Raw genomic sequence first — 23242 nt, forward strand, 5'->3', positions numbered from 1 at the left:
TTGCAAGGAAACCGGTCCCGATGCCCATAGCCGTTAAATCATGCCTCGACGTGGTGTTCTGGATCTCCGATCAGGCCCTGAATGATCGCGAGTACATCCAGCCGCAGAAGCTGCATCGCCTGCTCTATCTGGCGCAGGCCTATTTCGCCGTGGCCTATCACGGCCGCAAGCTGATGCCCGCCACCTTCGTCACCGACGCCTTCGGCCCCGTCGAGCCGACGGTGTTCCACGCCTTCGCCTATGGCCGCCCGACCATGATCGAGGGCAACATGCTGAGCGAGCAGGTCAGTCACTTCCTCGACGGCATCTGGCGGCGCTACGGCCCCTACACCGCCGACCAGCTGACCAAGAAGATCGCCGAGCATGCCCCGGTGGCGCTGGCCATGGCCAAGGGCCAGAACGAGGAAATCCCCTTCGCCGACATGGTGAAGTACTATTCCGAGGAAGCCGCCGCCCGCAACCGCCCCGCCTCGGCGGTGGATTCCATCGATCAGGTGATGAAGCCCCGCATGATGCGCTCGCAGAGCGGCAAGGCGGTCACCGTCGCCGCCTGGAAGCCCAAGGCCGCTCCCGCCAAGAAGGACGAATGATGCAGCGCCGAGGATTCCTGGCCGGCAGCCTCGCTTTAGGCCTGGCCGCCTGCGCCGGCGAACCGGCCCGCCCCGCCCGCCCGCCGCGCGCCAAGGCTACGCCGGGCGTGGTGGACGAGCCGGCCCTGGCCGGGCTCAACGCCGTCATCGACCTGCACCACGCCAATGGGGTGAAAAGCTTCACCGCCGCCCGCGATGGCAGCGGCGTGCTGGCGGTGATCCACAAGGCCAGCGAGGGCGACTGGCAGGACCCCCGCTACGAGGAGCGCCGGGCGGGCGCCATGGATGCCGGTCTGTTGTGGGGCGCCTACCATTTCGGTACCCGCCAGCATCCCGGCCGCGCCCAGGCCCAGATGTTCCTGGCCGCCGCCCGTCCCGACCCGGCCACCCTGCTGGTGCTGGACCTGGAGCTGAACGAGCGGGCGCCGGGCAACACCATGCAGATCGACGCCGCCGAGGATTTCGTGCGCGAGATCGCCGCCACCACCGGACGGCTGCCGCTGCTGTACTGCCATCCCGCCTGGGCCGACGGCGACACCCTGCCCAGCGCCAAGGGAAGCGCCTCGCTGGGCGGTGCCGTCATGCCGGGAACGGCCCTGGCCGCCTGTGACCTTTGGTTGGCCGATTACCGCTACGAGCCGGAATTGCCCCGCGCCTGGGACGGCCGGGGCTGGCGCCTGTGGCAATATGCCGGCGACGACGCCCGGACCGGCGGCCCGTTCCGCGACCGCTCGCGCGAGGTTCGCGGGATCGAGCGCTGCGACCGCTCGGTCTTCGCCGGAAATCGGGACGAGCTCTACCGCTGGTGGGGCTCGGTGGGCCGGGTCGGGGCCTGATCCGGCGAAACCGCCGCCGCAATCCGGTACTGCCCCATGGTCACAAAGCGGCAGCCGTGGGCGCCCAGATCGTCCAGCACGCCGCCCATGGCGGCGATGGTGCTGTCGTGGATGTCGTGGAACAGAAAGATGCCGTGCGCCCCCTGGCCCGCCGGCAGGATGTTGCCTTCGATGGCACTGACCGAGTGATAGCGCCAGTCCTCGCTGTCACGCGACCACAGCACCACCTCCAGCCCCTCCTTGCGGGCCAGTTCCACCAGGGCCGGGTCATAGGCCCCATAGGGCGGGCGGAAGAAATGGGGGTCGGCCCCCAGGCTCTTCAGCTGGGCCATGGTGTCCTCGATCTCCTTGCGCCGGGCAGCCTCGTCCAGCTTGCGCATGTCGGGATGGTCCCAGGAGTGGTTTTCCACCTCGTGGCCCTCGGCCAGCATGCGGCGGATCAGGTCCGGATAGGCCCGGGCATGCTGGCCCAGCACGAAAAAGGTCGCCTTGACCTTGTGGGTCGCCAGCAATTCCAGCAGCACGCCGGTATGCGGCCCCGGCCCGTCATCGAAGGTGATGGCGCAATCGCCCGCCTTGCTCTTGTCGCCGAAATCCAGACCCGGCGGGCGTGAGCGGGGGGCCACGGCCTTGGGCTCGGTCCCGAAGGACAGCCAGCTGGGCCAGGCCAGCGCGGCCTCGGGAACCAGCACCAGACACAAGGCCATGACAAAACGCCGCATGATCACCCCCGAATTGACGATCGGGAAAGGCTGATCACTTTGCCGCCGCTTGTCCAGCCCCCGCCCGGCTCGGCACCACCAGCTGTGTCTCCAGGGTCTGCACCGCCAGCCTCTCGGCATCCAGGGTCTCGACCCGGAAACGGGCCAGCCCCAGGCCTGGCTTGGAGCGCATCTCGCGGGTTTCCACCACTTCGATGCGCAGGCTCAGCACATCGCCGGGGCGGACCGGCCGGTGCCATTTCAGACTCTCCAGCCCGCTGCCGATGATTCCCAGCGGCAGGTTCAGCTCGCTGGTCACCATCAGGCGCATGGTGGCCGCCGCCGTGTGCCAGCCCGAGGCCGCCAGTCCGGCGAAGAACGAGTCCTTGGCGCTGACCTCGTCCAGATGGAAATGCTGGGGGTCCCAGGCGGCAGCAAAGCCCTTGATGTCGTCCACCGTCACTTCGTAGGAGGGCGACGAGAACACCCGCCCGGGCACCAGGTCCTCGAGATAATGGGTCATGCCGCCGCTCCTTCCGCCACCGGCTGCGGCCCCAGCTTGCGCCCGATCATCAGCGACATGGCCGCCGCCACCAGACAGGCCAGCCCCGACAGCACGAAGGCCAGCCAGTAATCGCCCAGATCGGTGCGGATCACCCCGGCGGCGAAGGCGGCGGTGGCCGCCCCCAGCTGATGGGCGGCGAAGATCCAGCCGAACATCACGCCGGCCCGTTCGCGGCCGAAGGCCTGGGTGGTCAGCTTGACGGTGGGCGGCACGGTGGCGATCCAGTCCAGGCCGTAGAACACGGCGAACAGCCACAGCCCGAACACGTCGGGACCGAAGGCCAGATCCAGGAAGATCAGCGATAATCCGCGCAGGCCGTAATACCAGAACAGCAGCTTGCGCGAGTCCCAGCGATCCGACAGCCAGCCCGAGGCGGTGGTGCCGAGGATGTCGAAGATCCCCATGGCGGCCAGCAGCCCGGCCGCCTTGACCTCGGGAATGCCGTGATCGAAACAGGCCGAGATCAGGTGGGTGCCGATCAAGCCGTTGGTGGACAGGCCGCAGACGAAGAACGTACCGGCCAGCAGCCAGAAATCCCTGGACCGCATGCCGTCCCTCAGGGCCACGATGGCCGCCACCGCCGGATTGCCCGCCCGGATGGCAGGCGGCGGGGCGCTGGTGGCGCCCACCGGCCACAGGCCGAGATCGGCGGGGCGGTCGCGCATGAACAGCCAGATGACCGGGGCGAAAACCGCCGCAGCGGCGGCGATCAGCAGCACCGCCTCGCGCCAGCCCCAATGCTCCACCAGCATGGCCATCTGGGGCAGGAAGATCAGCTGTCCCGTGGCGGTGGCCGCCGAGAGCAACCCCATCACCGTGCCGCGATAGGCGTCGAACCAGCGGGTCACCACCGTGGCGCCCAGCACCAGGGCGATAGTGCCCGAGCCGCCGCCCACCACGATGCCCCACAGCAGCACCATGTGCCACGGGGTGCGCATCAAGGTGGTGGCCGCCACGCCCAGCGCCAGGACGGCCAGGGCCAGCGCCATGGTGCGGCGGATGCCGATGCGGTCCATGACGGCGGCCGCGAACGGCGCCATCAGGCCGTAAAGCACCAGATTGACCGAGACGGCGAACGAGATGGTGGCGCGGCTCCAGCCGAATTCGGCTTCCACCGGCACCATCATCACGCCGGGCGCCGAGCGGATGCCCGCCGCCACCAGCAAGGTGACGAAGGTCAGGCCGGCGGCGATCCAACCATAGTGGACGCGGGGCCGACGGGGCTGGCTGGCGGTCTCGGACATGGGGCGCCCTCCGAAAATGAGGTAGACAAGTCTGTATCATTTGACTAATACAGACAGGTCTGTATCATGTCAACCATCGAAGCTGACGACCAAAGCCCCAACAGCCGAAGCCATTGCATGACCGAACCCGCCGACAAGCCCTGTGCCCGCGACCGCATCCTGGCCGCCGCCAACGACCTGTTCTATCGCGAAGGCATCCGCGCCATCGGCATCGACACGGTGATCGAGCGGGCCGGGGTCGCCAAGATGAGCCTGTATCGCGCCTTCCCTTCCAAGGACGACCTGATCGCCGCCTTCCTGGAGATGCGCGACAAGATGTACTGGGAGTGGTGGGACGGCGTAATGGCCCGGCATCCCGACGATTCGCGCCGCCAGTTGCGCGCCCTGTTCGAGGCGGTTGCCAGGCGCACCTCGGGCTCCCAGTACCGGGGCTGTCCCTTCGTCAACATGTCGGTGGAGTTCCCCGATCATGCCCATCCCGGCCGCCTGGTGGTGGCGCGGCACATGGAGGAACTGCGCCGCCGCCTGTCCACCCTGGTGGAAGGGCTCGGCCTCGCCCAGCCCAAATCGCTGACCGACCAGTTGATGCTGTTGCTGGAAGGCGCCTATTCCGCCGGCAACACCATGGGGGCCGACGGCCCCTCGGCTTCGGCCGCCGCCTGCGCCGAAATCATCATCCAAGCCCACCTCTCCTCAACATTGTCGAGGCCCGCATGACCCAACCCCGTCTGTTCCAGCCGCTGTCCCTGCGCGGCTTGACCGTTCCCAACCGCGTCGCCGTCGCTCCCATGTGCCAGTACTCGGCCGTGGACGGCGTACCGCAGGATTGGCACCTGATGCATTACGGCGCCCTGGCGGCGTCGGGCCCCGGCATGGTGGTGATCGAAGCCACCGGCGTGACGCCGGAAGGCCGCATCTCGCCCAAATGCCTGGGTCTTTACGACGACGCCACCGAGGCCGGCTTCACCCGGCTGGTCGCCGCCCTGAAAAGCTTCGGCGGCGGCGGCGCCATCGGCGTGCAACTGGCCCATGCCGGCCGCAAGGGGGGTTCCGCCCCGCCGTGGGAGGGCGGCAAGTTCTCACCCGACGGCTGGCAAACCATCTCGGCCTCGGCCATCGCCTTCGACGAGGGCTGGCCCGCCCCCAAGGCGGCCACCGCCGAGGACCTGGCCCGGCTGAAGCAGGCCTTCGTCGACGCCGCCCTGCGCGCCTTGCGCGTCGGCTTCGACTTCATCGAGTTGCACTCGGCCCATGGCTACCTGCTGCACCAATTCCTGTCGCCCCTGTCCAACCGGCGCGAGGATGAATATGGCGGCAGCCTGGAAAACCGCATGCGCTTCCCCCTGGAGGTCATCCGGGCGGTGCGCGCCGTCTGGCCCGCCGACAAGGCCCTGGGGCTGCGCATCAGCGCCACCGATTGGGTGGAGGGCGGCTGGGACGCCGATCAGGCGGTGGCCTATGCCAAGGCCTTCAAGGAGGCCGGCATCGACTATGTCTGCGTCTCGTCGGGCGGGCTGGTGTCCTATGCCAAGATCCCCCTCGGCCCCGGCTACCAGATCGACCTGTCGGCCCGCATCCGGCGCGAGGCGGGAATTCCCACCCGCGCCGTCGGTCTGATCGCCTCGCCGCAACAGGCCGAAGCGGCCCTGGCCGATGGCTCGGCCGACCTGATCGCCCTCGGGCGCGGCTTCCTGGACAATCCCCGCTGGGTCTGGCATGCCGCCCAGGTCCTGGGGGCCGAGATGGCCTATCCGCCGCAATACCGGGCGGCGGGAACCCGGGCCTGGCCGGGCGCCGCCCTCGCCCGCCCCAATCTGGCGGCCGAATAAGAGAAGGGCCCGTTCAGCGTCGGCTGAACGGGCCCAGCTTCGTCCTGGAGAGGGGGGACAGCCTAGCCCAGGACTTCCTTCATCTTCTCGTGGTCCAGTTCCTTCTCCCACTTGGAGACCACCACGGCGGCGACGCCGTTGCCCACGAAATTGGTCAGGGCCCGCGCCTCGGACATGAAGCGGTCGATGCCCAGGATCAGCGCCAGACCGGCGACGGGCACGCTGGGGACCACCGCCAGGGTGGCGGCCAGGGTGATGAAGCCGGCGCCGGTGACGCCCGACGCGCCCTTGGAGGTCAGCATGGCCACGCCGAGCAGGGTGATCTGCTGGGTGAAGGTCAGCTCGATGTCCAGCGCCTGGGCCACGAACAGGGCCGCCATGGTCAGGTAGATGTTGGTGCCGTCCAGGTTGAAGGAATACCCCGACGGAACTACCAGGCCGACCACCGACTTGGAGCAGCCCATGGCCTCCAGCTTGCGCATCAGGGGCACCAGGGCGGATTCCGAGGACGAGGTGCCGAGAACGGTCAGCAACTCTTCCTTGATGTAAGCGATGAACTTGAAAATGTTGAAGCCGACTAGCAGGGCGATGGTGCCCAGCACGACCACCACGAACAGGAAGCAGGTCAGGTAGAAGCTGCCCATCAGCGCCGCCAGCGGCTTCAGCGCGGCCACGCCGTACTTGCCGATGGTAAAGGCCATGGCGCCGCCGGCGCCCAGGGGGGCGACCTTCATGATGGTGTTCATCATGGCGAAGAAGATGTGCGAGCATTCCTCGATGAACATGTGCACGCCCTGACCGGCCCGGCCCATATGGGTCATGGCATAGCCGAACAGGATGGCCACCAGCAGCACCTGCAGCAGATCGCCGCCGCCGGTGAAGGCATCCACCAGGGTCTTGGGGATGATGTGCAGGATGAAGTCCACGGTGCTCTGCTCGGTGGCGGCCTTGGCGTATTTGCCACCGCCTTGGCGTCCAGCGCGGCGGGGTCGGCGTGGAAGCCGTCGCCGGGGCGCAGCACGGTCATGACGATCAGGCCGATGACCAGGGCGAAGGTGGAGACCACCTCGAAATACAGCAGCGCCTTGCCGCCCACCCGGCCGACCTTCTTCATGTCGCCGGCGCCGGCGATGCCCAGCACCACGGTGCAGAAGATCACCGGGCTGATCAGCATCTTGACCAGGGCGATGAACCCGTCGCCCAGGGGCTTCAGGCTGACGCCCACGTCCGGATAGAAGAAGCCGAGGGTACCGCCGGCGAAGATGGCGAGCAGAACCCAAAAATAGAGGTGACTGGTCAGACGCTTCATCGGCTTGTTCCTCGATGGGGTATGATTATTTCCCGCTTCCTACCCGTTCGGGCGAGCGCCTGTCGATTGCGGATATCCGATGGTCGGCGGCAAAGGCGCAGGGGGCCTTGAGAATTTTTCAGTTGCCCCCAGCCCCGGCACCGGTTTTCCATGGGGAATTCCGCTGACATCAAGGACTCATGCCGTGCCCTCTTCCGCCCCGCCTGCCGCGTCCGCCTTGTTGCGACGGGTGGTCCTGCCCTTCGCGGCGGGGTATTTCCTGTCCTATCTCTACCGGACGGTGAATGCGGTGCTGGCCCCCGAGATCGGGCGCGCCATCCATCTGGACGGGTCCGACATCGGCTTGATGACCGGAATCTATTTCATGACCTTCGCGGCGGCGCAGCTTCCCCTGGGCATCCTGCTCGACCGCTTCGGCCCCCGGCGGGTGGAGAGCCTTCTCCTCTGCTTCGCCGCCGCCGGAGCCTTCGCCTTCTCGCTGGCCGACTCCGTGCCGGCCCTGGTGGTGGGGCGCGCCCTGGTGGGGTTCGGCGTATCGTCCTGCCTGATGGCGGCGCTGAAGGCCAATGTCCAATTCTTTCCGCCCCAGCGCATTCCCCTGATGAACGGCATCATCCTGGGGGCCGGGGGCCTGGGTGCCATCGCCGCCACCGCCCCGGTCCAGGCCGCCTTGCACCTGACCGACTGGCGCGGCGTCTATGCCGGGGTGGCCCTTCTCACCCTGGCGGCGGCCAGCTTCCTGTGGCTGACCGTGCCGGACCGCCCCCAGGCCGCCGGCGCCGGAGGATTGCGGGTCCAGATCGCCGAAGTGGCTGAAATCTACCGCGACCCCGGCTTCTGGCGGGTCGCCCCCGCCACCATGCTGTCCATGGGCAGCTTCATGTCCATCCAGGGCCTGTGGGCCGGTCCCTGGCTGCGCGATGTCGCGGGCTTCACCCCCGACCAGTCGGCCACCGGCCTGACCGTCATGGCGGCGGCCATGGCGCTGGGCTACCTCTCGGTGGGCGCCATGGCCGAGCGGCTGGAGAAGCTGGGCGTTCCCGCCATCACCCAAGGCGCCGTCGGCATGGCCCTGCATGTGCTGGCCCTGGGCGCCATGGCCGCCGGCTGGAGCGCCGCGCCCCTGACCCTGGCGGCGTTCTATGGGCTGACCGGCACGGCCTGTTCCATCAACTACGCGGTGCTGACCCGGCGCTTTCCCCTGCGGCTGGCGGGACGGGTCAATACCAGCCTCAACCTGACCATCTTCGTGGCTGCCTTCATCATCCAATGGGGATTGGGCGCCATGATCGGCCTGTGGGACAAGGTGGACGGCCGCTGGCCGCCCATGGCCTGGGCGGTGGGTCTGGGCGTGCCCACCGGGCTGACCCTGCTGGCCCTGCTCTGGCAAGTCCCGGCCTGCCGGGCGGAAAAGCCCTGATGCAAGCCATGACCCTCGACCGGCGGCAGATGGCCGCCCTTGGCCTTTCGGCGCTGCTGCACCTGCTGGTCACCCTGGCGCTGGAGGTCAACGACCTGTCGGCCCTGCTGCCCGAGCGGACCGAGCGGACCATGGAGGTGGAGGTGGTGCCCGAGCCGCCCAAGCCCGCCCCCGAACCGCCCAAGCCCGCGCCCGAGCCGCCGCCCGCCCCCGTCGCCGCGCCCCAGCCGCCGCCCGAGCCGCCCAAGGCCCTGCCGACGCCCCTGCCGCCCCTGCCGGTGCAGCGCCCGCAATTGCAGGCCGCGCCCCACGCGGAAACCTCCAAGGCGCCGCAAGCCTCGACCCGGCCCGAGCCCGCCAAGCCAGCGGGACAATCCCCGACCCTGTCCTCGGACAGCGGCAATTTCAGCCGCGCCGCGCCGGCGGCCGGCGATCTGGCCCAAAGCACCCAGGACAAGATCCTGGCCCAGGTGCTGCGCATGTGGCACTTCAACGCCGGGGCGTTGCGGGGCACCGACACCATCTTGTCCGCGACCCTGATCGTCAACCGCGACGGCACCTTGTCGGGTCCCATGAACAAGGATGCGCCGTGGAATCCCGATTCGGTGATCCGGGGCTATTCCTCGCTGCCGGACGGCACCAACAAGCGCATGCTGGAGACTTTCCTGCTGGCGCTACGCATGGCCCAGCCGCTGCAGATGCCGCCCGACGACGGCAAGCCCTGGCCCCGGCGCATGCTGCTGCGCTTCAAGCCTGGCGATCTGTAACAGGAAATTCCAGCCGCACCACCAGACCGGGCTGGTTGTCCTCCAGGGACAGGCGGGCGGAGTGCAGGCGGGCCACCGCCTGAACCAGCGACAGCCCCAGGCCGTTGCCCGGCGTCGAGCGGGTGGCGTCCAGGCGGACGAAACGCTCCAGCACCGCTTCGCGGGATTCCTCGGGAATGCCCGGACCGCTGTCGGCCACCGACACCGCCACGCTGGACGGGCCGCCCTCGACGGTGACCGAGACCTCTCCCCCGGCAGGGGTGTACTTCACGGCATTGTCCACCAGATTGGCCAGGGCCTGGAACAGCAGATGGCGATCGACCTTGAGGGTCAGGCCGCCATCGGCCCTGCAGTGCAGTTGCAAGCCCTTCTCCTCGGCCAGGGGCTCGTAAAGCTCGGCCACGTCGCCGGCCAGGGTGGCGGGGTCGATGACCTCGAAACGGTCCAGCCGCGCCGCCGCCTCGGCGTGCGAGATGGTCAGGATGGCGTTGAAGGTGGCCAGCAGATGGTCGGCATCGGCCAGGGTCTCTTCCAGGGTGCGGCGATAGCCCTCGCAATCGGGGGCGCCCAGCAGCACAAGATCGATGCGCGAGCGCAGCCGGTTCAGGGGCGTGCGCAGGTCATGGGCGATATTGTCGGAGACGGTGCGGATGCCTTCCAGCAGGCGCTCCAGCTCGTCCATCATCTCGTTGAAGCTGTCGGCCAGGGAGTCGAACTCGTCGTCGGTGCCGGAAAGCTGCATGCGCTGGCTCATGTCGCCGCCGAAGATGCGGCGCGCCGTGCGGCTCATTTCCTCCACCCGCTGCAGCAGGTGGCGGCTGGTGAAATAGCCGCCGACCACGCCCAGCAGGATGGTCAGGGCCAGACCCCAGCCCAGGGCGCGGTTGATGGCCGACTTCACCCGCTTGGCATCGGCCAGGGAGCGGCCCACCAGCAGGCGGTAGCCGTCGGCCAGCTCGTAGACCTGGGCCAGCACCTCGACCCCCGGCCCGACGCTGCCCAGCTGCAGCAGGCGGAACCGCACCCAGCCCACCTGGCTGGACACCTCGGCGGGCCAGGACTTGATGTTGCCGGCCAGGATGTGGCCGGAATGGCCCATCAGCAGATAGGTATTGCGGCCCTCCACGTCCTGGCGCATGCGGCTGCCGATGATCTCGGCCAGGCCGCCCAATTCACGCGAATGATAGACCTCGGACAGGCCGGTGGCCTCGGCCTCCACCGTTTCCTGCACCTGCCATTCGATGAACATGGAGGTGCTCCACGACACCAGCGCCAGCAGCGCGATGGCGGAGACGGTGAAAATGCCGAGATAGCTCAGCGCCAGCCGGAAGGTGGTGGTGCGAAGGAGGCTAGCGGGCCGCACGAAGGGTGTATCCGGCGCCGCGAACCGTATGGATCAGCGGCAGTTCGAAATCCTTGTCCACCTTCTGGCGCAACCGGCTGATATGCACGTCGATCAGATTGGTCTGCGGGTCGAAATGGTATTCCCAGACATTCTCCAGCAGCATGGTGCGGGTCACCACCTGGCCGCCATGGCGCATGAGGTATTCCAGCAGGCGGAATTCGCGCGGCTGCAGGTCGATCTCCTGGCCGCCCCGGGTCACGGTGCGGGCCAGCAGATCCATCTCCAGGTCCTCGACCTTGAGGCGGGTCTCGGGCTGGGTGCTGGACACCCGGCGCGACAGGGCCTCGATGCGGGCCAGCAATTCGGCGAAGGCATAGGGCTTGACCAGATAATCGTCGCCGCCCGCCTTCAGGCCGCGCACCCGGTCGTCCACCTTGCCCAGGGCGGACAGCACCAGCACCGGCGTGGTGTTGCCGGCGGCGCGCAGCGCCTGGATGATGGCCAGCCCGTCCAGGCCGGGCAGCATGCGGTCGATAATCATGGCGTCCCAGCGCTCGGAGGTGGCCAGGAACAGCCCGTCGGTCCCGGTGGCGGCGTGATCGACCACATGCCCGGCCTCGCGCAGGCCCTTGGCCATGTAGGCCGCCGCTTCACTGTCGTCCTCGATCAGAAGGATGCGCATCGTGTCCGATAACCTAAGTTGTGCCGGGGACCATACAAGCAACGTCCCTCACGGAAAAGCCCCCGCGCCAGGGGGGACGACGCGGGGGCCTTTTTCCGGTGTCCGGCAACGGGGGGACGCTGCCGGTCGTTCGACGGAGCCACTCGGGGGGGAAAGTGGCTCGCCGGTCGGCGGGGAGTTCGGTTTCCGCCGGAGTTTGAGAGGCTTTTGGCGAGGAGCGCAAACTTGCCGCCAACCGCTTCTCCAACACTATGAGGCGGATCATGGCAGGCGCGAGGTTACCGCAGCATTTCACCGCGATTAACCTTTGGTAATAATCACAGACATCATTCACCGCGCTCATGCCTGCCATGAGCAATGCTTTGTTTTAACACGACAAAGCTCCGTTGACGCCGAACGAATCCACCCTACATCGAATCCCAGGGGAAGGTGTTCCGAGCGAAGCCTTCCCGGCGCGTGCCGCGTCGCGGGCGCGGGTGGAAGCCGGATTCCGGCGGGTCATGGCGCGATGCCGGTCATCGGCGGCGTTTCTTCCCACCCTGGCGGCGCGACCTGAGCGGGCGCGCAAGCTACCCACGGAGGATGGCCATGAAACGCACCATGATCCCCAAGGGCCATACGCCCCTGACCACCCGTGACGGGCGTCTGGACCCGTTCCTTTCGCTTCAGCGCGGTATCAACCGCATGTTCGACGATCTGTGGCACGGCTTCGATGTGCCGACCGCCTTCGCCGGTCACCGCTTCCCCACCCTGGAAGTACGCGACGAGGAGAAGATGGTTCGCGTGGTCGCCGAACTGCCCGGCCTGGGGGCCGAGGATGTGGAACTCAGCCTGCATGACGGCATTCTCACCCTGAAGGGCGAGAAGAAGACCGAAAACGAGGAGAAGACCGAGCACGGCATGGTTTCCGAACGCTGGTTCGGCCATTTCGAGCGTACGGTCGCCGTGGGCGAGGTGGACGAAGGCGCCACCGAGGCCAAGTACGAGAACGGCGTGCTCACCATCACCCTGCCCAAGGTCGAGCGGCCGAAGGAAACGGGACGCAAGATTCCCATCGCCACCAAATAGTGTGGTTTCGGGGCGCTACCCCTGAGGTGGCGCCCCACCCGTTGGGTCTCCCCCACCATCCGCGCAGGCCGGCCACGCCCTGGTCGCACAACCATCGGGCGGAGAAATGTGATAGGCTGTCTTCTTAATCCGGTCCCGGAGCAAGGGGAGGTCTGCCATGTTGAGCCTGGAAGACTGCATCGCCTTCAGCGGACTGACGGCCGAGCAACTGGACGCCGTCGCCTGCCATGAGCATCTGCCTCTGATCGTCGTCGCCGAATGGGCGGAAACCGTGCTGGCCGCCGAGGACGGCTGTGCCAAGGTGGCCGCCATCCTGGCCGAGGAGGTGGAGGCCGCCGTCATTCATCACAAGGATCGGCTGGGCGATTGGGCCCACGGGCTGGAAGAATTCCTGCGCGAACACGCCGTTCACTGACCGCCGTCAGCCGAACAGGTCGCCCTGGGCGGAAGCCTCGGCGGTAACGGTGAACGGTCCCGGATGAGGCCGCAGCAGCGGCTCGACCTCGGAAAAGCTCCTGGCGCCGTCGATCCAGGCCGCTTCCGATTGGGGCGTCAGCACCACCGGCGTGCGGTCATGAACTGCCGTCAGCTCGGCGCCGGGGGCGCAGGTGACGATCGCCACCCGTCGGCCGTCGCTCAGGCCGGCCATGGCGAACGGTTCCCCGTCGCCCAGGGCGATGCGGGTCTTGCGCCGTTGCGGCCATTCCCACCAGGCCGTGGCGGGGACCAGCACCCGTCCGCCGCGCAGCAGCGGCCGGAAGGTGGGTTTTGCCGCCAAGGTTTCGGCTCGGGCGTTGATCAGCGGAGCGGCCTGCCACTCCACCGCCCATCCCCAGGGCATCAGACAGGCGCCGTCGCGGCCGATGACCAGGACGGCGTCGGTCGGACGCCTCTCGGTCCCCAGGGGAAAGGGCGGCGGGACGGTGAGGCCGAAACGCCGGATCAGATCACGGGACCCGGCATTCAGCTCGAAGCGGGAGCACATGGCGCGCCCTCGTAGCGTCCGACGATGAGGAATTCCTTGTTGCCCTCGGGGCCGAGGATGGGGCTTTCGGTGATGCCCTCCACCCGCCAGCCGGGCAGACCCGCCAGCCAGGCGTGGATGCGTTCGCACACCTCGGCATGCAATTCGGGCTCGCGCACCACGCCGCCCTTGCCCACCCGGCCCTTGCCCACCTCGAATTGCGGCTTGATCAGCGCCGCCACCCAGGCCCCCGGCCGCGCCAGGGAAAGGGCGGCGGGCAGCACGGTCTCCAGCCCGATGAAGCTGGCGTCGCACACCACCATGTCCACCGGCTCGGGGATCTGTTCCGCCGTCAGATGGCGGGCGTTGGTGCGCTCCAGCACCACCACGCGGGAATCGCTGCGCAGCTTCCAGGCCAATTGCCCGTGACCCACATCCACGGCATAGACCCGCGCCGCCCCGTGGGCCAGCAGCACGTCGGTGAAGCCGCCGGTGGAGGCGCCGACGTCGATGGCGACCTTGTCCCGGGGATCGAGGCCGAAGGTTTCCAGGGCCTTGGCCAGCTTGAGACCGCCGCGCGACACCCAGGGATGGTCCTGGCCCTTGAGCTCCAGGGCGCAGTCTTCGGCCATGGCGGTGCCGGGCTTGTCCACCCGCCGGTCGCCGCTGTAGACCAGCCCCGCCATGACCAGGGCCTGGGCCTTGGAACGGCTTTCCACCAGCCCCCGCTCCACCAATAATTGATCGACCCGCTTCTTTGCGCTCATACGCCGCCGTCCCATGCAAAAATCAGGGATGGAAATTGCCCCCCCTTTCCCCGAGAATACAGAAAATTTATATAAACGCGGGACGTCCAAGCCAGAATGACAACGTTGCTGTTCACGCACCCCGTCTGTCTGCAGCATGACACCGGGGATTATCACCCCGAATGCGCCGATCGGATCAAGGCCGTCCTCGCCTCCCTGGAGAGCGAGGAGTTCATGATGCTGCTGCGAGACGAAGCGCCGCATGCCACCATGGAACAACTGATGCGGGCTCACCCGCTCAGCCATATCGACTATGTGCTGGACTCGGTGCCCAACAGCGACGGGCACCACCACCTGGATCCCGACACCATCCTGTCGCGCTATTCGGGCGAGGCGGCGCTGCGGGCCGCCGGGGCCGGCATCGCGGCGGTGGACGCCGTGGCCAAGGGCGAGGTGCGCAACGCCTTTTGCGCCGTGCGTCCGCCGGGCCACCATGCCGAGCGCGACAACGCCATGGGGTTCTGCTTCTTCTGCAACGCGGCCATCGCCGCGCTGCACGCCCGCGACGCCCATGGCTTCAAGCGGGTGGCGGTGGTCGACATCGACGTGCACCACGGCAACGGCACCCAGCACATCCTGTGGGACGAGCCGGGCATGCTCTATGCCTCCACCCATCAGGAACACGCCTTTCCCAATACCGGGCTGGCCGACGAGACCGGCGGCGAAGGCATCATGGTCAACGTGCCGCTGCCAGCCGGGACCAATTCCGACGATTACCGCATGGCCTTCTCCGATGTGCTGATGCCCCGCCTGCGGGAATTCGCCCCCGACTTCCTGATCATCTCGGCCGGGTTCGATGCCCATGCCGCCGACCCCCTGGCCCATTTGCGGCTGACCACCGCCGATTTCGGCTGGATCACCCGGCAATTGCTCCAGGTGGCCGAGGAAACCGCCGGCAACCGGGTGGTCTCCCTGCTGGAAGGCGGCTATGACTTGCGCGCCCTGGCCGCCAGCGCCCGCGAGCATGTCCGGGCGCTGATGGGGCTTTAGGGGCTTCCATGGCCACCATCCGCTACGTCACCGGCGTCAACGCCGAATACTTTTTCATTCTGTTTCCGCTGTTCGCCTCGTTGCGGCGCCATGCCCCCGGTATCCGGCTCGAAGTCTGCGATTTCGGCCTGACCGGGCCGCAGCGAGCCTTCCTGGCGCGCAAGGGAGCCCTGGTCGCCACTCCGCCCGGATTGGAGGGAGCCCATCCCTGGCGGTGCAAGGCCGCCCTGGGCCGCTATCTGCGGGACCGCCCCTGGGACGTGATGTTCTGGCTCGATGCCGACATGATGGCGGTGGCGCCGGTGGAGGACTTACTGACCTCCATCGCCCAATCCCTGCAGGAGACGGGCAAGCCCCTGGCCGTGTGCACCGACGCGTCCACCACCGGGCTGGCCCTCAGCCTGGTGCCCGCCCCCCGTTTTCAGTCCCTGGCGCCTGCCCGGGGGATCGGCTTGGACACCCTCTACCTCAATTCCGGCTTCTTCGCCTGCGCGTCGCCGGACTTCCTGGCGGAATGGGATCGGCAATGCCAGGAGATGCCCGAGGAAAATCTGTTCGAGCAAAACGCCTTTAATCTGGTGGCCCATCCGGCCGGCTTTCTCCCGCTTCCCATGTGGGAATGGAACCTGTGCGCCGGCAATCTGGATGCCGCCCGAATCGAAGTCCAAGATGGCATTCCGCAGGCGATCCATCCCGAGGGGCGGGTCCGCATCCTCCACGCCACCTCGCACCGGCCGGAAGACGTCATCAAGCAGACTGTCACCCTCTCAGCCGGCGGCCGGACGTTCGAAGCGACCATCAAGCTGCTGCGCCATCAGGCCTTGCTGCAATGGCAGATGTCCTTGCTGCGCGACGGACTGACGGAGGATGCCGCCCACCTTGCCGAGGCCGGTCTCGGGCGCCCGGATGCCGGGGCTGGCGGTGAAGCCGACGCCGAGGCCAAGGCTCGGTTCCAGAAGGGCGGCGAGCTGTTCCTGCTGCGCCGCTTCGCCGAGGCGGCCGCCGCGTTCCGCGAGGTGCTGCGCCTCAAGCCCGACCACCCCCGCAGCCTGTTCAACCTGGCCATGGCGGAGGCCGAATTGGGGCGGTTGTCCCAGGCCCCGCCCCTGCTGCGTCAGGCGATACAATCCGACCCCGACTACCGCGAGGCCCATGTCTATCTGGTCATGATGCTGGTGCGCCTGGGAGAGACCGCCGCCGCCGCCGAAGCCCTGGCCCTGGCCCTGGCCAAATGGCCGCAGGACCCAACCCTGCGGCAATTGGCCGACCAAGGGGGCGAGACTAAAAATTTCGTCTAATACCTACAGATTTTTCAAATGGTGCGCAGTGAAGCTTGCCTTCGCAGGTCGGCGCCCGTAAACTTCCGCGCTTCGTTGGAAGACCCGATACAGGCTAGTTGAGTTACGAGTTCCCATGGCTGAAATCTCCACCGACATCGCCGCCATGAGTTTCGAGGAGGCCCTGGCCGAATTGGACCTTATCGTGCGCCGGCTGGAGGAAGGCAAAGGCCGCCTGGATGATTCCATTGTCGCCTATGAGCGCGGCGCGCTGCTGAAAAAGCACTGCGAAGCCAAGCTGGAAGAGGCGCGAACCAAGGTCGAGCGGATCGTATCGGGTCCCGATGGCAGCGTGGCCCTACAGGCCGTTGATAACGTGTGATCCTTGAAAGTCGAGTGAACCATTGACTGATTCTCCCATGTCTCCGCGCCTCACCGAGGCTCTGACCGTCGTCAGCCAGGCCGTCAATTCCGAGTTGGATCGCCTGTTGCCGGTTTCCGAATCCCCTGATTCCCGGGTTCACGAGGCCATGCGCTACGTCACCCTGGACGGTGGCAAGCGCCTGCGCCCCTTCCTGGTGATGCAGTCGGCCAGCCTGTTCAACGTGGCCGAAAGCGCCGCCATCCGCGTGGCCTGCGCCATCGAGATGATCCATTGCTACTCGCTGGTCCATGACGACCTGCCTTGCATGGACGATGACGACCTGCGCCGCGGCCGCCCCACCTGCCACAAGGCCTTCGACGAGGCCACCGCCCTGCTGGCCGGCGACGCCCTGCTGACCAAGGCCTTCGAGGTTCTGGTCAATCCCGCCACCCACGCCGATCCAGCGGTGCGCTGCGAGCTGGTGGCCGATCTGGCCCACGCCTCGGGCGGCCAGGGTATGGTCGGCGGCCAGATGATCGACCTTCAGGCCCATACCCTGGACCTGGACGTGGCGGGCATCACCCGGCTGCAGCAGTTGAAGACCGGCCGCCTGTTCTCGTTCTCGTGCGAGGCCGGCGCCGTACTGGGCAAGGCCCATGGCGAGCTGCGCCTGGCGCTCCGCAATTACGCCCATGATCTGGGGCTGGCCTTCCAGATCGCCGACGACATCCTCGATGTCGAGGGCGACGTGGCCGAAGTGGGCAAGCGCGTCAACAAGGATGCTGACGCCGGCAAGGCGACCTTCGTCTCGCTGCTGGGCCTCGAGCGCGCCAAGTCCCAGGCGGACATGCTGGCCGAGCAGGCCTGCCGCCATCTCGATCCTTTCGGCGAGAAGGCCGATCTGATGCGGGACGTTGCCCGCTTCGTCGTTCGCCGCCGTTCGTGAGGTCCCAAAGGAATGACTCCTCCCCCCGCCACCGGTAAGCCCTCGTCGTCCCTGCTCGACCGCGTGTCCAGCCCGGCCGACATCCGCGACTTCTCCATCGAAGAGTTGGAGCAGCTGACCTACGAAGTCCGCCAGGAGATGATCCAGTCGGTCTCCTTCACCGGCGGCCACCTGGGCGCCGGCCTGGGCGTCGCCGAGTTGACCGTGGCGCTGCACCACATCTTCGATACGCCGCGCGACCGGCTGATCTGGGACGTGGGCCATCAGGCCTATCCCCACAAGATCCTCACCGGGCGCCGCGGCCGCATGCGCACCATGCGCCAGGGTGGCGGTCTGTCGGGCTTCACCCGCCGGTCGGAGAGCGAGTACGATCCCTTCGGCGCCGGTCATTCCTCCACCTCCATCTCGGCGGCGCTGGGCATGGCCGTGGCCCGCGATCTCAAGGGGGCCACCAACAACGTCATCGCGGTGATCGGCGACGGCGCCATGAGCGCCGGCCAGGCCTATGAGGCCATGAACAACGCCGGAGCGGCGGGCTCGCGCCTGATCGTCATCCTCAACGACAACGACATGTCCATCGCCCCGCCGGTGGGTGCGCTGTCGGCCCATCTGTCGCGCCTGCTGTCGTCGCCGTCCTACCACTCGCTGCGTCATCTGGTGAAGGATCTGGCGCATCTGCTGCCGCCCTCGCTGGAGCGCGCGGTGGGCCGCGCCGAGGAATATGCCCGCGGCATGGTATCGGGCGGCGGGACGCTGTTCGAGGAACTGGGTTTCTATTACGTCGGCCCCATCGACGGCCATAATTTCGAGCATCTGCTGCCGGTGCTGAAGAATCTCCGCGATTCCGACGACACCAAGCCGGTGATGCTGCATGTGGTGACCAAGAAGGGCCGCGGCTATCCGCCGGCCGAGGCCGCCGCCGACAAGTATCACGGCGTCGGCCGCTTCGACGTGCTGACCGGCCAGCTGGAAAAGCCCAAGGCCAATGCGCCCTCCTACACCTCGGTCTTCGCCAAGGCGCTGATCGCCGAGGCCGAGGTGGACGACCGCGTGGTCGCCATCACCGCCGCCATGCCCGGCGGCACCGGCCTCGACAAGTTCGGGGATCGCTTTCCGGCCCGCACCTTCGACGTGGGCATCGCCGAGCAGCACGCGGTGACCTTCGCCGGCGGCCTGGCCACCGAGGGCTTCAAGCCGTTCTGCGCCATCTACTCGTCCTTCCTGCAGCGCGCCTATGATCAGGTGCAGCATGACGTGGTGCTGCAGAAGCTGCCGGTGCGCTTCGCCATCGACCGCGCCGGTCTGGTGGGCGCCGACGGCGCCACCCATGCCGGGTCCTATGACATGGCCTTCCTGGGCTGCCTGCCCGACATCGTCATCATGTGCCCGTCGGACGAGGCCGATCTGATGCATGCGGTGGCCACCGCCGTCTCCATCGACGACCGCCCCTCCGCCTTCCGCTATCCGCGCGGCGAGGGCGTGGGCATCGAGCTGTCCGAGCGGGGCTCGGTGATGCCCATCGGCAAGGGCCGAGTGGTGCGCGAAGGCAACCGGGTCGCCATTCTGTCGCTGGGCACCCGCTTGGCCGAGGCGCTGAAGGCGGCGGACGAACTGGCCGCCCGCGGCCTCGCCCCCACGGTGGTGGATGCCCGCTTCATGAAGCCGCTGGACGAGGAGCTGATCCTGCGTCTGGCGCGCGAGCACGAAGTGCTGATCACCGTCGAGGAAGGCTCGGTGGGCGGGTTCGGCAGCCACGTGCTGCACTTGCTGGCCTCCAAGGGCGCCCTGGATAACGGCCTCAAGGTCCGTCCCCTGGCCCTGCCCGACGTCTTCGTCGAGCACGACGCCCCGGCCATCCAGTACGAGAAGATCGGCCTCAACGCCTCGGGCATCGTGGCCACCGTTCTGGCCACCCTGGGCGAAGCCCGGTCGGTTGTCAGCGCCTGACAATACACATAACAATTACTGTAGTAACGCGGCGCCGTTCACTTATGAGCGGCGCCGTTTTGTATATGGATTGAATTACGGTGAATCAGTGATATCATATATGTAACATTCGAGTTTTGAGGACAGCGGCCATGGAATTGGAAAAACTTCAGGAAAGCGCCCGCCGGGCCAGCGCATTGCTGAAGGCCATGAGCAATGAACACCGCTTGATGATCCTGTGCCAGCTTCTCCCCGGCGAAAAGTCGGTGGGCGAGCTGGAACGCATCATCGGCCTGTCCCAATCGGCGCTGTCCCAGCATCTGGCCCGCCTGCGCCGCGATTGTCTGGTCACCACGAGGCGCCAGGCGCAGACCATCTTCTACTCTCTGGCCGGAGTAGAAGCGCGTGCGGTGATCGACACCCTGTACGGGCTTTACTGCAAGCCGGAAGGCGCCGCCTGCGCGGGCTGACAGGCTGCTGGAAAGGCCCGCTTGCGCGGCAGGGCTACCGCCCAGACCCGTTCAGAGGCACAGCCTCCGAACCACCAGTTTTTTTCAGAAAGCTGAAGGGTTCGGGAAGCTGTGCTTCCCGATTGGGGGATCGGGGGCAAAAGCCCCCGAAGTAGAGCCTTTCCGCAGCCTGCTAAGCCCGGCGATAGCGCCACACCCCATCCTCCTCCAGAGTTCGCACCACGCGGCCCAGCTTCATCAGATGATGGAGGTGAGCGAGAGTCTCGCCGGTGGCGAACCCCAGTTGATGGGCATCCAAGGGACGGGTGAACAGCACTTTCAGCACCTGCACCGCGGTTGCCGGCTGGGCACAGGCCTGCAGGGTCTTGTCCAGGCGTTCGGCATGATGGGCCTTGAGGTCGTCGATGCGGGTGTGCAGCCCCATGAACGGCAAGCCGTGGGACGGCAGCACCAGAGTGTCCCCGGGCAGATGCCGCAGGGCGGTCCAGGGCATCGAGGAACAGGGACAGCGGCTCGGATTCCGGCTGTTGCGGCCACACGCCGACGATGGGCGAAATGCGCGGCAGCACCTGATCGCCGGAAATCAGCAGCCCGGCCTCCTCGCAATACAGGCAGGCATGCTCAGGCGAATGGCCGCCGCCCTCGATCACCCGCCAGCTCCGCCCGCCGACGGACAGGGTATCGCCATGGCGGATGCCGATGACGCGGACCGGAATCACGTCGATGCGCGAGCGATAGGTGTTGCGCCGCTCCTTCACGCCCTCCAACTGCTCGGCGTCCAGGCCGATGCGGGTATAGTAATGGAGCTGGTTGGCGACGAAATCGGCACTGTCCTCCAGCCACAGCATGCGGCCGAACAGCCATTCCCGCATCATGGCGGTCAGATCGACGCCCAGCTTGTCACTCAGCCAGCCGGCCAGCCCCATGTGGTCGGGATGAAAATGGGTGGCGATCAGCCGGTTGACCGTCTTGCCAGCCAAAGGCCCGGCGAAGATGTCCTCCCACAGGGCCTTGGTGGCGTCGTTGCCCAGGCCGGTATCCACCAGCACCACGCCGTCGCCATCATCGAGAACCCACAGATTGATGTGATCGAGAGCGAAGGGCAGCGGCATGCGAATCCACCGCACCCCCGGCGCCACGTCCAGCAATTGCGCGGGGGACGGCGGCTCGGTCAGGGGATGGATCAAGGTCGAACGGCTCACGGTGAGACTCTCCCGGTTAATTCGGTAAGTCTTTGCATATTTGACGCAGTGCGACAAGTTTCAAGCGCTTCTGTCATTCCGCACTATAGATGGCGGCAGCCGCATTCAGGGTGGCGGTGGAAATTTTCATGCCTTTGATTCAAACCGATTCCGGTAAGAGCCAAATTCTGGCGCATTGAAGTCGGTTTCGGCGTGCCCATGTGAGTCCTCGTTCTGACATCCGAGGAATTATCCATGAACGCCGGACGGCCCATCCCCTTGTGGCCGGGGCGGCCTCGGCCGTTGCCGGGTGAGACCTTCTCGTCGTGGTTCTCCAGGACCGCCTGGAGCAACGGCCTGACGCCGGCCGAGTTGTATGGCGTAGCCACCAACGGTGCCCAGATCCACAGCCGTGACCTGGATCGCTTGGCCGAGCGCCCCCTGCGGGTCCGCCTGTCGGCGGCCACGGGCATCTCGGCCGACATCCTGGCCGATGCCATGGTCACCCGCTGGGGTGGGCATCTCTACGCGCCTGCCCTGGCGGCCCGGATGCTCGACGACTGGCCCCACCGCTTCCATGCGACCTGCGAGGCGGCTGGGGTATCGCGCTGGCAACTGGAACGCACCAGCAGCAGCCCGATGACGCTTCTCAAGTGAGCCGCCAGCGGACGACGCCATCGGTCGCCGGCATCGGCTGCTCACCGGAAGAGCAATGGCGGCGCGGCATCATAGGAGACGGCCGCCACAAGGGCACCGGCCTCCCTGATCCCGTCTCCGACTCCCGTCGATTCTGGCGTGATTTGCGGCCCCACACCGAGCGGCTGGTGCGCCATGCTGCCCGTCCCGCCGGCCAAGACAGACCTGGAAGAACGGCTCTCCTACGTACGCCGCACCGGCTGGGTGCCCTATCGGGTCGGACTGAAGTCTCTGACGCTGATGGAGCAGATGATCGAGGCCCCCAACAGCCACCGGCCGCCCCGCCTGCTGATTCACGGCGACACCAACAACGGCAAGCCCACCATCGCCCTGAAGTTCGCCAAGGATAATCCCCCGGTTCTTAAGGGGGCCCGGACATAGAATTCAGTCTGCCAGTTTGAGTTTCTGGGCGAGTGTGATGCCGCCGATGGCCGTATTGGGATTCGAATCTCCTCGTTCACCTGACCGAGAAAATTCCACGTTCCGATCCCCTTGTTTCCAGGGGGGATTACCGGGCGACTGGATCGGAATCATCTGGCGACCCAGTTGGAGATCCTCGGCCCGCAGGAAATGGGCCGGCTGGCCCGACTGTTCCAGCGGACCTCCCTCGACATGCTCGCCTGCCTGGATCTGGCGGCATCCGATGAGGATCGCGCGACCATTTCGGCGCTCGCCCACAGGCTGAGTAGCGCCACCGTCGAGGCCGCGCCGGGTGGCCTGACGCGGGCGTACGTTTGGATTACTTGGCCGAGCCCTTATCAAGGCTTTTCAGGATCTCGACACCCACCTGATCGAAGGTCAGGATGCTCTTGCCCTTGTGATCGGCCATGAACTCTTCCGCATCCTGCCGGGACGCCAGGGGAACCAGTTCGTGCCCCATGGGCCCCAGTACGTCCGAACCGACCACGAAGAAGGCCCCTCGGGCGTCCAGGGTCCTGACGGCGTAGTAATCGGTCACCGCCACGATGGCGATGTCGCCCGGACCGTGGCCCGCATCGAACTTGCCCACCTCGCGCATGAACTTGAACAGGTCCTTGGCGCCGTCGAAATAGTGGGTGTGGCCGTCCTTGAACACCACGGCGGCCACCCATTCCGGATACTTGGCCACGAACATGCCGCAGACCGGGCAGACGCTGTTGGGGCCGGGCGGCGCCACCACCACCTCGCCCGCCTCCGCCTGGGCGGAGAACAAAACCAGGGACAGCAACAATGCAGCAAGCAGGCGCATGAGGTTTCCTTGTGAGTTCAAAGGAGTGCCCCTCGCCG

At 67.0% G+C, this 23242-nt stretch carries 26 protein-coding genes and 2 pseudogenes; 16 read left to right on the forward strand and 12 right to left on the reverse strand.

All coding sequences use genetic code 11. The features are described from left to right. Positions 1-20 precede the first annotated feature (20 nt). Complete coding sequence (locus tag AMB_RS14515; RefSeq protein ID WP_011385260.1) at positions 21-590, forward strand: Panacea domain-containing protein; 570 nt, start codon at positions 21-23, stop codon at positions 588-590. Then, positions 587-1426 (forward strand): glycoside hydrolase family 25 protein, encoded by an 840-nt coding sequence (locus tag AMB_RS14520; protein WP_231848851.1) that lies wholly within the window; start codon positions 587-589, stop codon positions 1424-1426. The genes AMB_RS14515 and AMB_RS14520 overlap by 4 nt, the downstream gene beginning before the upstream one ends. Here AMB_RS14520 and AMB_RS14525 read toward each other — a convergent pair. From AMB_RS14525 to AMB_RS14535, 3 genes are read right to left on the reverse strand one after another with little or no spacing between them, the layout of a single operon-like run. Then, the gene (locus AMB_RS14525) at positions 1387-2148 is read right to left on the reverse strand and encodes a polysaccharide deacetylase family protein (protein ID WP_158303973.1); all 762 of its coding nucleotides are present in this window, start codon (positions 2146-2148) and stop codon (positions 1387-1389) included. The genes AMB_RS14520 and AMB_RS14525 overlap by 40 nt on opposite strands. A 34-nt stretch (positions 2149-2182) precedes the next feature. Further along, positions 2183-2650: a MaoC family dehydratase gene (locus AMB_RS14530; RefSeq protein ID WP_011385263.1), complete on the reverse strand. Its 468-nt coding sequence runs from the start codon at positions 2648-2650 to the stop codon at positions 2183-2185. Next, positions 2647-3936: an MFS transporter gene (locus AMB_RS14535; protein ID WP_011385264.1), complete on the reverse strand. Its 1290-nt coding sequence runs from the start codon at positions 3934-3936 to the stop codon at positions 2647-2649. Before AMB_RS14535 ends, AMB_RS14530 begins: the two co-directional genes overlap by 4 nt. Before the next feature lie 117 nt (positions 3937-4053). Here AMB_RS14535 and AMB_RS14540 point away from each other — a divergent pair, with 117 nt between their 5' ends. Both AMB_RS14540 and AMB_RS14545 read left to right on the forward strand, forming a co-directional pair. Then, positions 4054-4653, forward strand: a complete 600-nt coding sequence (locus AMB_RS14540; RefSeq protein ID WP_043744628.1) for a TetR/AcrR family transcriptional regulator — start codon at positions 4054-4056, stop codon at positions 4651-4653. After that, entirely contained in the window at positions 4650-5765 is a 1116-nt protein-coding gene (locus AMB_RS14545; RefSeq protein ID WP_011385266.1) for an NADH:flavin oxidoreductase/NADH oxidase, read from the forward strand. The genes AMB_RS14540 and AMB_RS14545 overlap by 4 nt, the downstream gene beginning before the upstream one ends. A 62-nt stretch (positions 5766-5827) precedes the next feature. On the opposite strand, the pseudogene AMB_RS14550 reads toward AMB_RS14545, so the two are convergent. Next, a pseudogene (locus tag AMB_RS14550) lies at positions 5828-7074 on the reverse strand (dicarboxylate/amino acid:cation symporter). A gap of 184 nt (positions 7075-7258) precedes the next feature. Here AMB_RS14550 and AMB_RS14555 point away from each other — a divergent pair. After that, the gene (locus AMB_RS14555) at positions 7259-8494 is read left to right on the forward strand and encodes an MFS transporter (protein WP_043744631.1); all 1236 of its coding nucleotides are present in this window, start codon (positions 7259-7261) and stop codon (positions 8492-8494) included. Beyond that, on the forward strand, positions 8494-9261 hold the full coding sequence (locus AMB_RS14560; RefSeq protein WP_011385270.1) for a hypothetical protein: 768 nt from the start codon (positions 8494-8496) through the stop codon (positions 9259-9261). The genes AMB_RS14555 and AMB_RS14560 overlap by 1 nt, the downstream gene beginning before the upstream one ends. On the opposite strand, the gene AMB_RS14565 is transcribed toward AMB_RS14560, so the two are convergent. Together AMB_RS14565 and AMB_RS14570 are read right to left on the reverse strand one after the other, a co-directional pair. Then, on the reverse strand, positions 9242-10624 hold the full coding sequence (locus AMB_RS14565) for a sensor histidine kinase (protein ID WP_011385271.1): 1383 nt from the start codon (positions 10622-10624) through the stop codon (positions 9242-9244). The two genes, AMB_RS14560 and AMB_RS14565, sit on opposite strands and share 20 nt — an antisense overlap. Continuing rightward, positions 10611-11288 carry a response regulator transcription factor gene (locus AMB_RS14570; RefSeq protein ID WP_011385272.1) on the reverse strand — a complete coding sequence of 226 codons (678 nt, stop codon included), beginning with the start codon at positions 11286-11288 and terminating at the stop codon, positions 10611-10613. Before AMB_RS14570 ends, AMB_RS14565 begins: the two co-directional genes overlap by 14 nt. 588 nt (positions 11289-11876) lie before the next feature. Between AMB_RS14570 and AMB_RS14575 the strand changes: the two genes are divergently transcribed. After that, positions 11877-12356 (forward strand): Hsp20/alpha crystallin family protein, encoded by a 480-nt coding sequence (locus tag AMB_RS14575; RefSeq protein ID WP_011385274.1) that lies wholly within the window; start codon positions 11877-11879, stop codon positions 12354-12356. A 157-nt stretch (positions 12357-12513) separates the two neighbouring features. Further along, on the forward strand, positions 12514-12771 hold the full coding sequence (locus tag AMB_RS14580; RefSeq protein WP_011385275.1) for a hypothetical protein: 258 nt from the start codon (positions 12514-12516) through the stop codon (positions 12769-12771). A 6-nt stretch (positions 12772-12777) separates the two neighbouring features. Here AMB_RS14580 and AMB_RS14585 read toward each other — a convergent pair whose 3' ends face one another. Together AMB_RS14585 and AMB_RS14590 are read right to left on the reverse strand one after the other, a co-directional pair. Then, the gene (locus AMB_RS14585; RefSeq protein WP_011385276.1) at positions 12778-13341 is read right to left on the reverse strand and encodes an SOS response-associated peptidase; all 564 of its coding nucleotides are present in this window, start codon (positions 13339-13341) and stop codon (positions 12778-12780) included. Further along, positions 13320-14087 carry a TlyA family RNA methyltransferase gene (locus AMB_RS14590; RefSeq protein WP_043744634.1) on the reverse strand — a complete coding sequence of 256 codons (768 nt, stop codon included), beginning with the start codon at positions 14085-14087 and terminating at the stop codon, positions 13320-13322. The genes AMB_RS14585 and AMB_RS14590 overlap by 22 nt, the downstream gene beginning before the upstream one ends. A gap of 96 nt (positions 14088-14183) precedes the next feature. Between AMB_RS14590 and AMB_RS14595 the strand changes: the two genes are divergently transcribed. From AMB_RS14595 to AMB_RS14620, 6 genes are all read left to right on the forward strand, one after another. Beyond that, positions 14184-15116, forward strand: coding sequence for a histone deacetylase family protein (locus AMB_RS14595; protein ID WP_043744636.1), 933 nt, complete (start codon positions 14184-14186; stop codon positions 15114-15116). A gap of 8 nt (positions 15117-15124) precedes the next feature. Next, the gene (locus AMB_RS23480) at positions 15125-16414 is read left to right on the forward strand and encodes a tetratricopeptide repeat protein (RefSeq protein ID WP_011385278.1); all 1290 of its coding nucleotides are present in this window, start codon (positions 15125-15127) and stop codon (positions 16412-16414) included. A 115-nt stretch (positions 16415-16529) separates the two neighbouring features. Further along, positions 16530-16775 carry an exodeoxyribonuclease VII small subunit gene (locus tag AMB_RS14605; RefSeq protein ID WP_011385279.1) on the forward strand — a complete coding sequence of 82 codons (246 nt, stop codon included), beginning with the start codon at positions 16530-16532 and terminating at the stop codon, positions 16773-16775. Between the two features lie 37 nt (positions 16776-16812). Then, positions 16813-17703: a polyprenyl synthetase family protein gene (locus tag AMB_RS14610; RefSeq protein WP_043744639.1), complete on the forward strand. Its 891-nt coding sequence runs from the start codon at positions 16813-16815 to the stop codon at positions 17701-17703. 12 nt (positions 17704-17715) lie between these two features. Further along, positions 17716-19650 carry a 1-deoxy-D-xylulose-5-phosphate synthase gene (gene dxs / locus AMB_RS14615; protein WP_011385281.1) on the forward strand — a complete coding sequence of 645 codons (1935 nt, stop codon included), beginning with the start codon at positions 17716-17718 and terminating at the stop codon, positions 19648-19650. 131 nt (positions 19651-19781) lie between these two features. Next, the gene (locus AMB_RS14620) at positions 19782-20099 is read left to right on the forward strand and encodes an ArsR/SmtB family transcription factor (protein ID WP_011385282.1); all 318 of its coding nucleotides are present in this window, start codon (positions 19782-19784) and stop codon (positions 20097-20099) included. 172 nt (positions 20100-20271) lie between these two features. On the opposite strand, the gene AMB_RS26925 is transcribed toward AMB_RS14620, so the two are convergent. Together AMB_RS26925 and AMB_RS26930 are read right to left on the reverse strand one after the other, a co-directional pair. Next, positions 20272-20592: a hypothetical protein gene (locus tag AMB_RS26925; RefSeq protein ID WP_323131577.1), complete on the reverse strand. Its 321-nt coding sequence runs from the start codon at positions 20590-20592 to the stop codon at positions 20272-20274. Positions 20593-20683: 91 nt separating this feature from the next. Further along, positions 20684-21211: pseudogene (locus AMB_RS26930) on the reverse strand (MBL fold metallo-hydrolase); the annotation flags it as partial. 324 nt (positions 21212-21535) lie between these two features. Between AMB_RS26930 and AMB_RS14630 the strand changes: the two are divergent. Together AMB_RS14630 and AMB_RS14635 are read left to right on the forward strand one after the other, a co-directional pair. After that, positions 21536-21937 (forward strand): TniQ family protein, encoded by a 402-nt coding sequence (locus AMB_RS14630; RefSeq protein ID WP_011385284.1) that lies wholly within the window; start codon positions 21536-21538, stop codon positions 21935-21937. A gap of 174 nt (positions 21938-22111) precedes the next feature. Then, positions 22112-22357 (forward strand): TniB family NTP-binding protein, encoded by a 246-nt coding sequence (locus AMB_RS14635; protein ID WP_011385285.1) that lies wholly within the window; start codon positions 22112-22114, stop codon positions 22355-22357. A gap of 3 nt (positions 22358-22360) precedes the next feature. Here AMB_RS14635 and AMB_RS25285 read toward each other — a convergent pair whose 3' ends face one another. Together AMB_RS25285 and AMB_RS14640 are read right to left on the reverse strand one after the other, a co-directional pair. After that, positions 22361-22654 carry a hypothetical protein gene (locus tag AMB_RS25285; RefSeq protein WP_148207424.1) on the reverse strand — a complete coding sequence of 98 codons (294 nt, stop codon included), beginning with the start codon at positions 22652-22654 and terminating at the stop codon, positions 22361-22363. A 61-nt stretch (positions 22655-22715) separates the two neighbouring features. Then, positions 22716-23204: a nitrous oxide reductase accessory protein NosL gene (locus tag AMB_RS14640; RefSeq protein ID WP_043744642.1), complete on the reverse strand. Its 489-nt coding sequence runs from the start codon at positions 23202-23204 to the stop codon at positions 22716-22718. Positions 23205-23242: the final 38 nt, after the last annotated feature.

The organism is Paramagnetospirillum magneticum AMB-1, assembly GCF_000009985.1.
In the GTDB taxonomy this organism is placed as follows: Bacteria; Pseudomonadota; Alphaproteobacteria; order Rhodospirillales; family Magnetospirillaceae; genus Phaeospirillum; species Phaeospirillum magneticum.

What these genes read in the sequence shown, in the direction of transcription:
- AMB_RS14520 (WP_231848851.1), top strand. Translation starts at nt 587, where the DNA reads ATGATGCAGCGCCGAGGATTCCTGGCCGGCAGCCTCGCTTTAGGCCTG.
- AMB_RS14545 (WP_011385266.1), top strand. Translation starts at nt 4,650, where the DNA reads ATGACCCAACCCCGTCTGTTCCAGCCGCTGTCCCTGCGCGGCTTGACC.
- AMB_RS14535 (WP_011385264.1), bottom strand. Translation starts at nt 3,936, where the DNA reads ATGTCCGAGACCGCCAGCCAGCCCCGTCGGCCCCGCGTCCACTATGGT.
- AMB_RS14525 (WP_158303973.1), bottom strand. Translation starts at nt 2,148, where the DNA reads ATGCGGCGTTTTGTCATGGCCTTGTGTCTGGTGCTGGTTCCCGAGGCC.
- AMB_RS14590 (WP_043744634.1), bottom strand. Translation starts at nt 14,087, where the DNA reads ATGAGCGCAAAGAAGCGGGTCGATCAATTATTGGTGGAGCGGGGGCTG.
- AMB_RS14530 (WP_011385263.1), bottom strand. Translation starts at nt 2,650, where the DNA reads ATGACCCATTATCTCGAGGACCTGGTGCCCGGGCGGGTGTTCTCGTCG.
- AMB_RS14515 (WP_011385260.1), top strand. Translation starts at nt 21, where the DNA reads ATGCCCATAGCCGTTAAATCATGCCTCGACGTGGTGTTCTGGATCTCC.
- AMB_RS14635 (WP_011385285.1), top strand. Translation starts at nt 22,112, where the DNA reads ATGCTGCCCGTCCCGCCGGCCAAGACAGACCTGGAAGAACGGCTCTCC.
- AMB_RS14580 (WP_011385275.1), top strand. Translation starts at nt 12,514, where the DNA reads ATGTTGAGCCTGGAAGACTGCATCGCCTTCAGCGGACTGACGGCCGAG.
- AMB_RS23480 (WP_011385278.1), top strand. Translation starts at nt 15,125, where the DNA reads ATGGCCACCATCCGCTACGTCACCGGCGTCAACGCCGAATACTTTTTC.
- AMB_RS14560 (WP_011385270.1), top strand. Translation starts at nt 8,494, where the DNA reads ATGCAAGCCATGACCCTCGACCGGCGGCAGATGGCCGCCCTTGGCCTT.
- AMB_RS14570 (WP_011385272.1), bottom strand. Translation starts at nt 11,288, where the DNA reads ATGCGCATCCTTCTGATCGAGGACGACAGTGAAGCGGCGGCCTACATG.
- AMB_RS14540 (WP_043744628.1), top strand. Translation starts at nt 4,054, where the DNA reads ATGACCGAACCCGCCGACAAGCCCTGTGCCCGCGACCGCATCCTGGCC.
- AMB_RS14575 (WP_011385274.1), top strand. Translation starts at nt 11,877, where the DNA reads ATGAAACGCACCATGATCCCCAAGGGCCATACGCCCCTGACCACCCGT.
- AMB_RS14595 (WP_043744636.1), top strand. Translation starts at nt 14,184, where the DNA reads ATGACAACGTTGCTGTTCACGCACCCCGTCTGTCTGCAGCATGACACC.
- AMB_RS14640 (WP_043744642.1), bottom strand. Translation starts at nt 23,204, where the DNA reads ATGCGCCTGCTTGCTGCATTGTTGCTGTCCCTGGTTTTGTTCTCCGCC.
- AMB_RS14585 (WP_011385276.1), bottom strand. Translation starts at nt 13,341, where the DNA reads ATGTGCTCCCGCTTCGAGCTGAATGCCGGGTCCCGTGATCTGATCCGG.
- AMB_RS14630 (WP_011385284.1), top strand. Translation starts at nt 21,536, where the DNA reads ATGAACGCCGGACGGCCCATCCCCTTGTGGCCGGGGCGGCCTCGGCCG.
- AMB_RS26925 (WP_323131577.1), bottom strand. Translation starts at nt 20,592, where the DNA reads ATGCCCTGGACCGCCCTGCGGCATCTGCCCGGGGACACTCTGGTGCTG.
- AMB_RS14620 (WP_011385282.1), top strand. Translation starts at nt 19,782, where the DNA reads ATGGAATTGGAAAAACTTCAGGAAAGCGCCCGCCGGGCCAGCGCATTG.
- AMB_RS14610 (WP_043744639.1), top strand. Translation starts at nt 16,813, where the DNA reads ATGTCTCCGCGCCTCACCGAGGCTCTGACCGTCGTCAGCCAGGCCGTC.
- dxs (WP_011385281.1), top strand. Translation starts at nt 17,716, where the DNA reads ATGACTCCTCCCCCCGCCACCGGTAAGCCCTCGTCGTCCCTGCTCGAC.
- AMB_RS14605 (WP_011385279.1), top strand. Translation starts at nt 16,530, where the DNA reads ATGGCTGAAATCTCCACCGACATCGCCGCCATGAGTTTCGAGGAGGCC.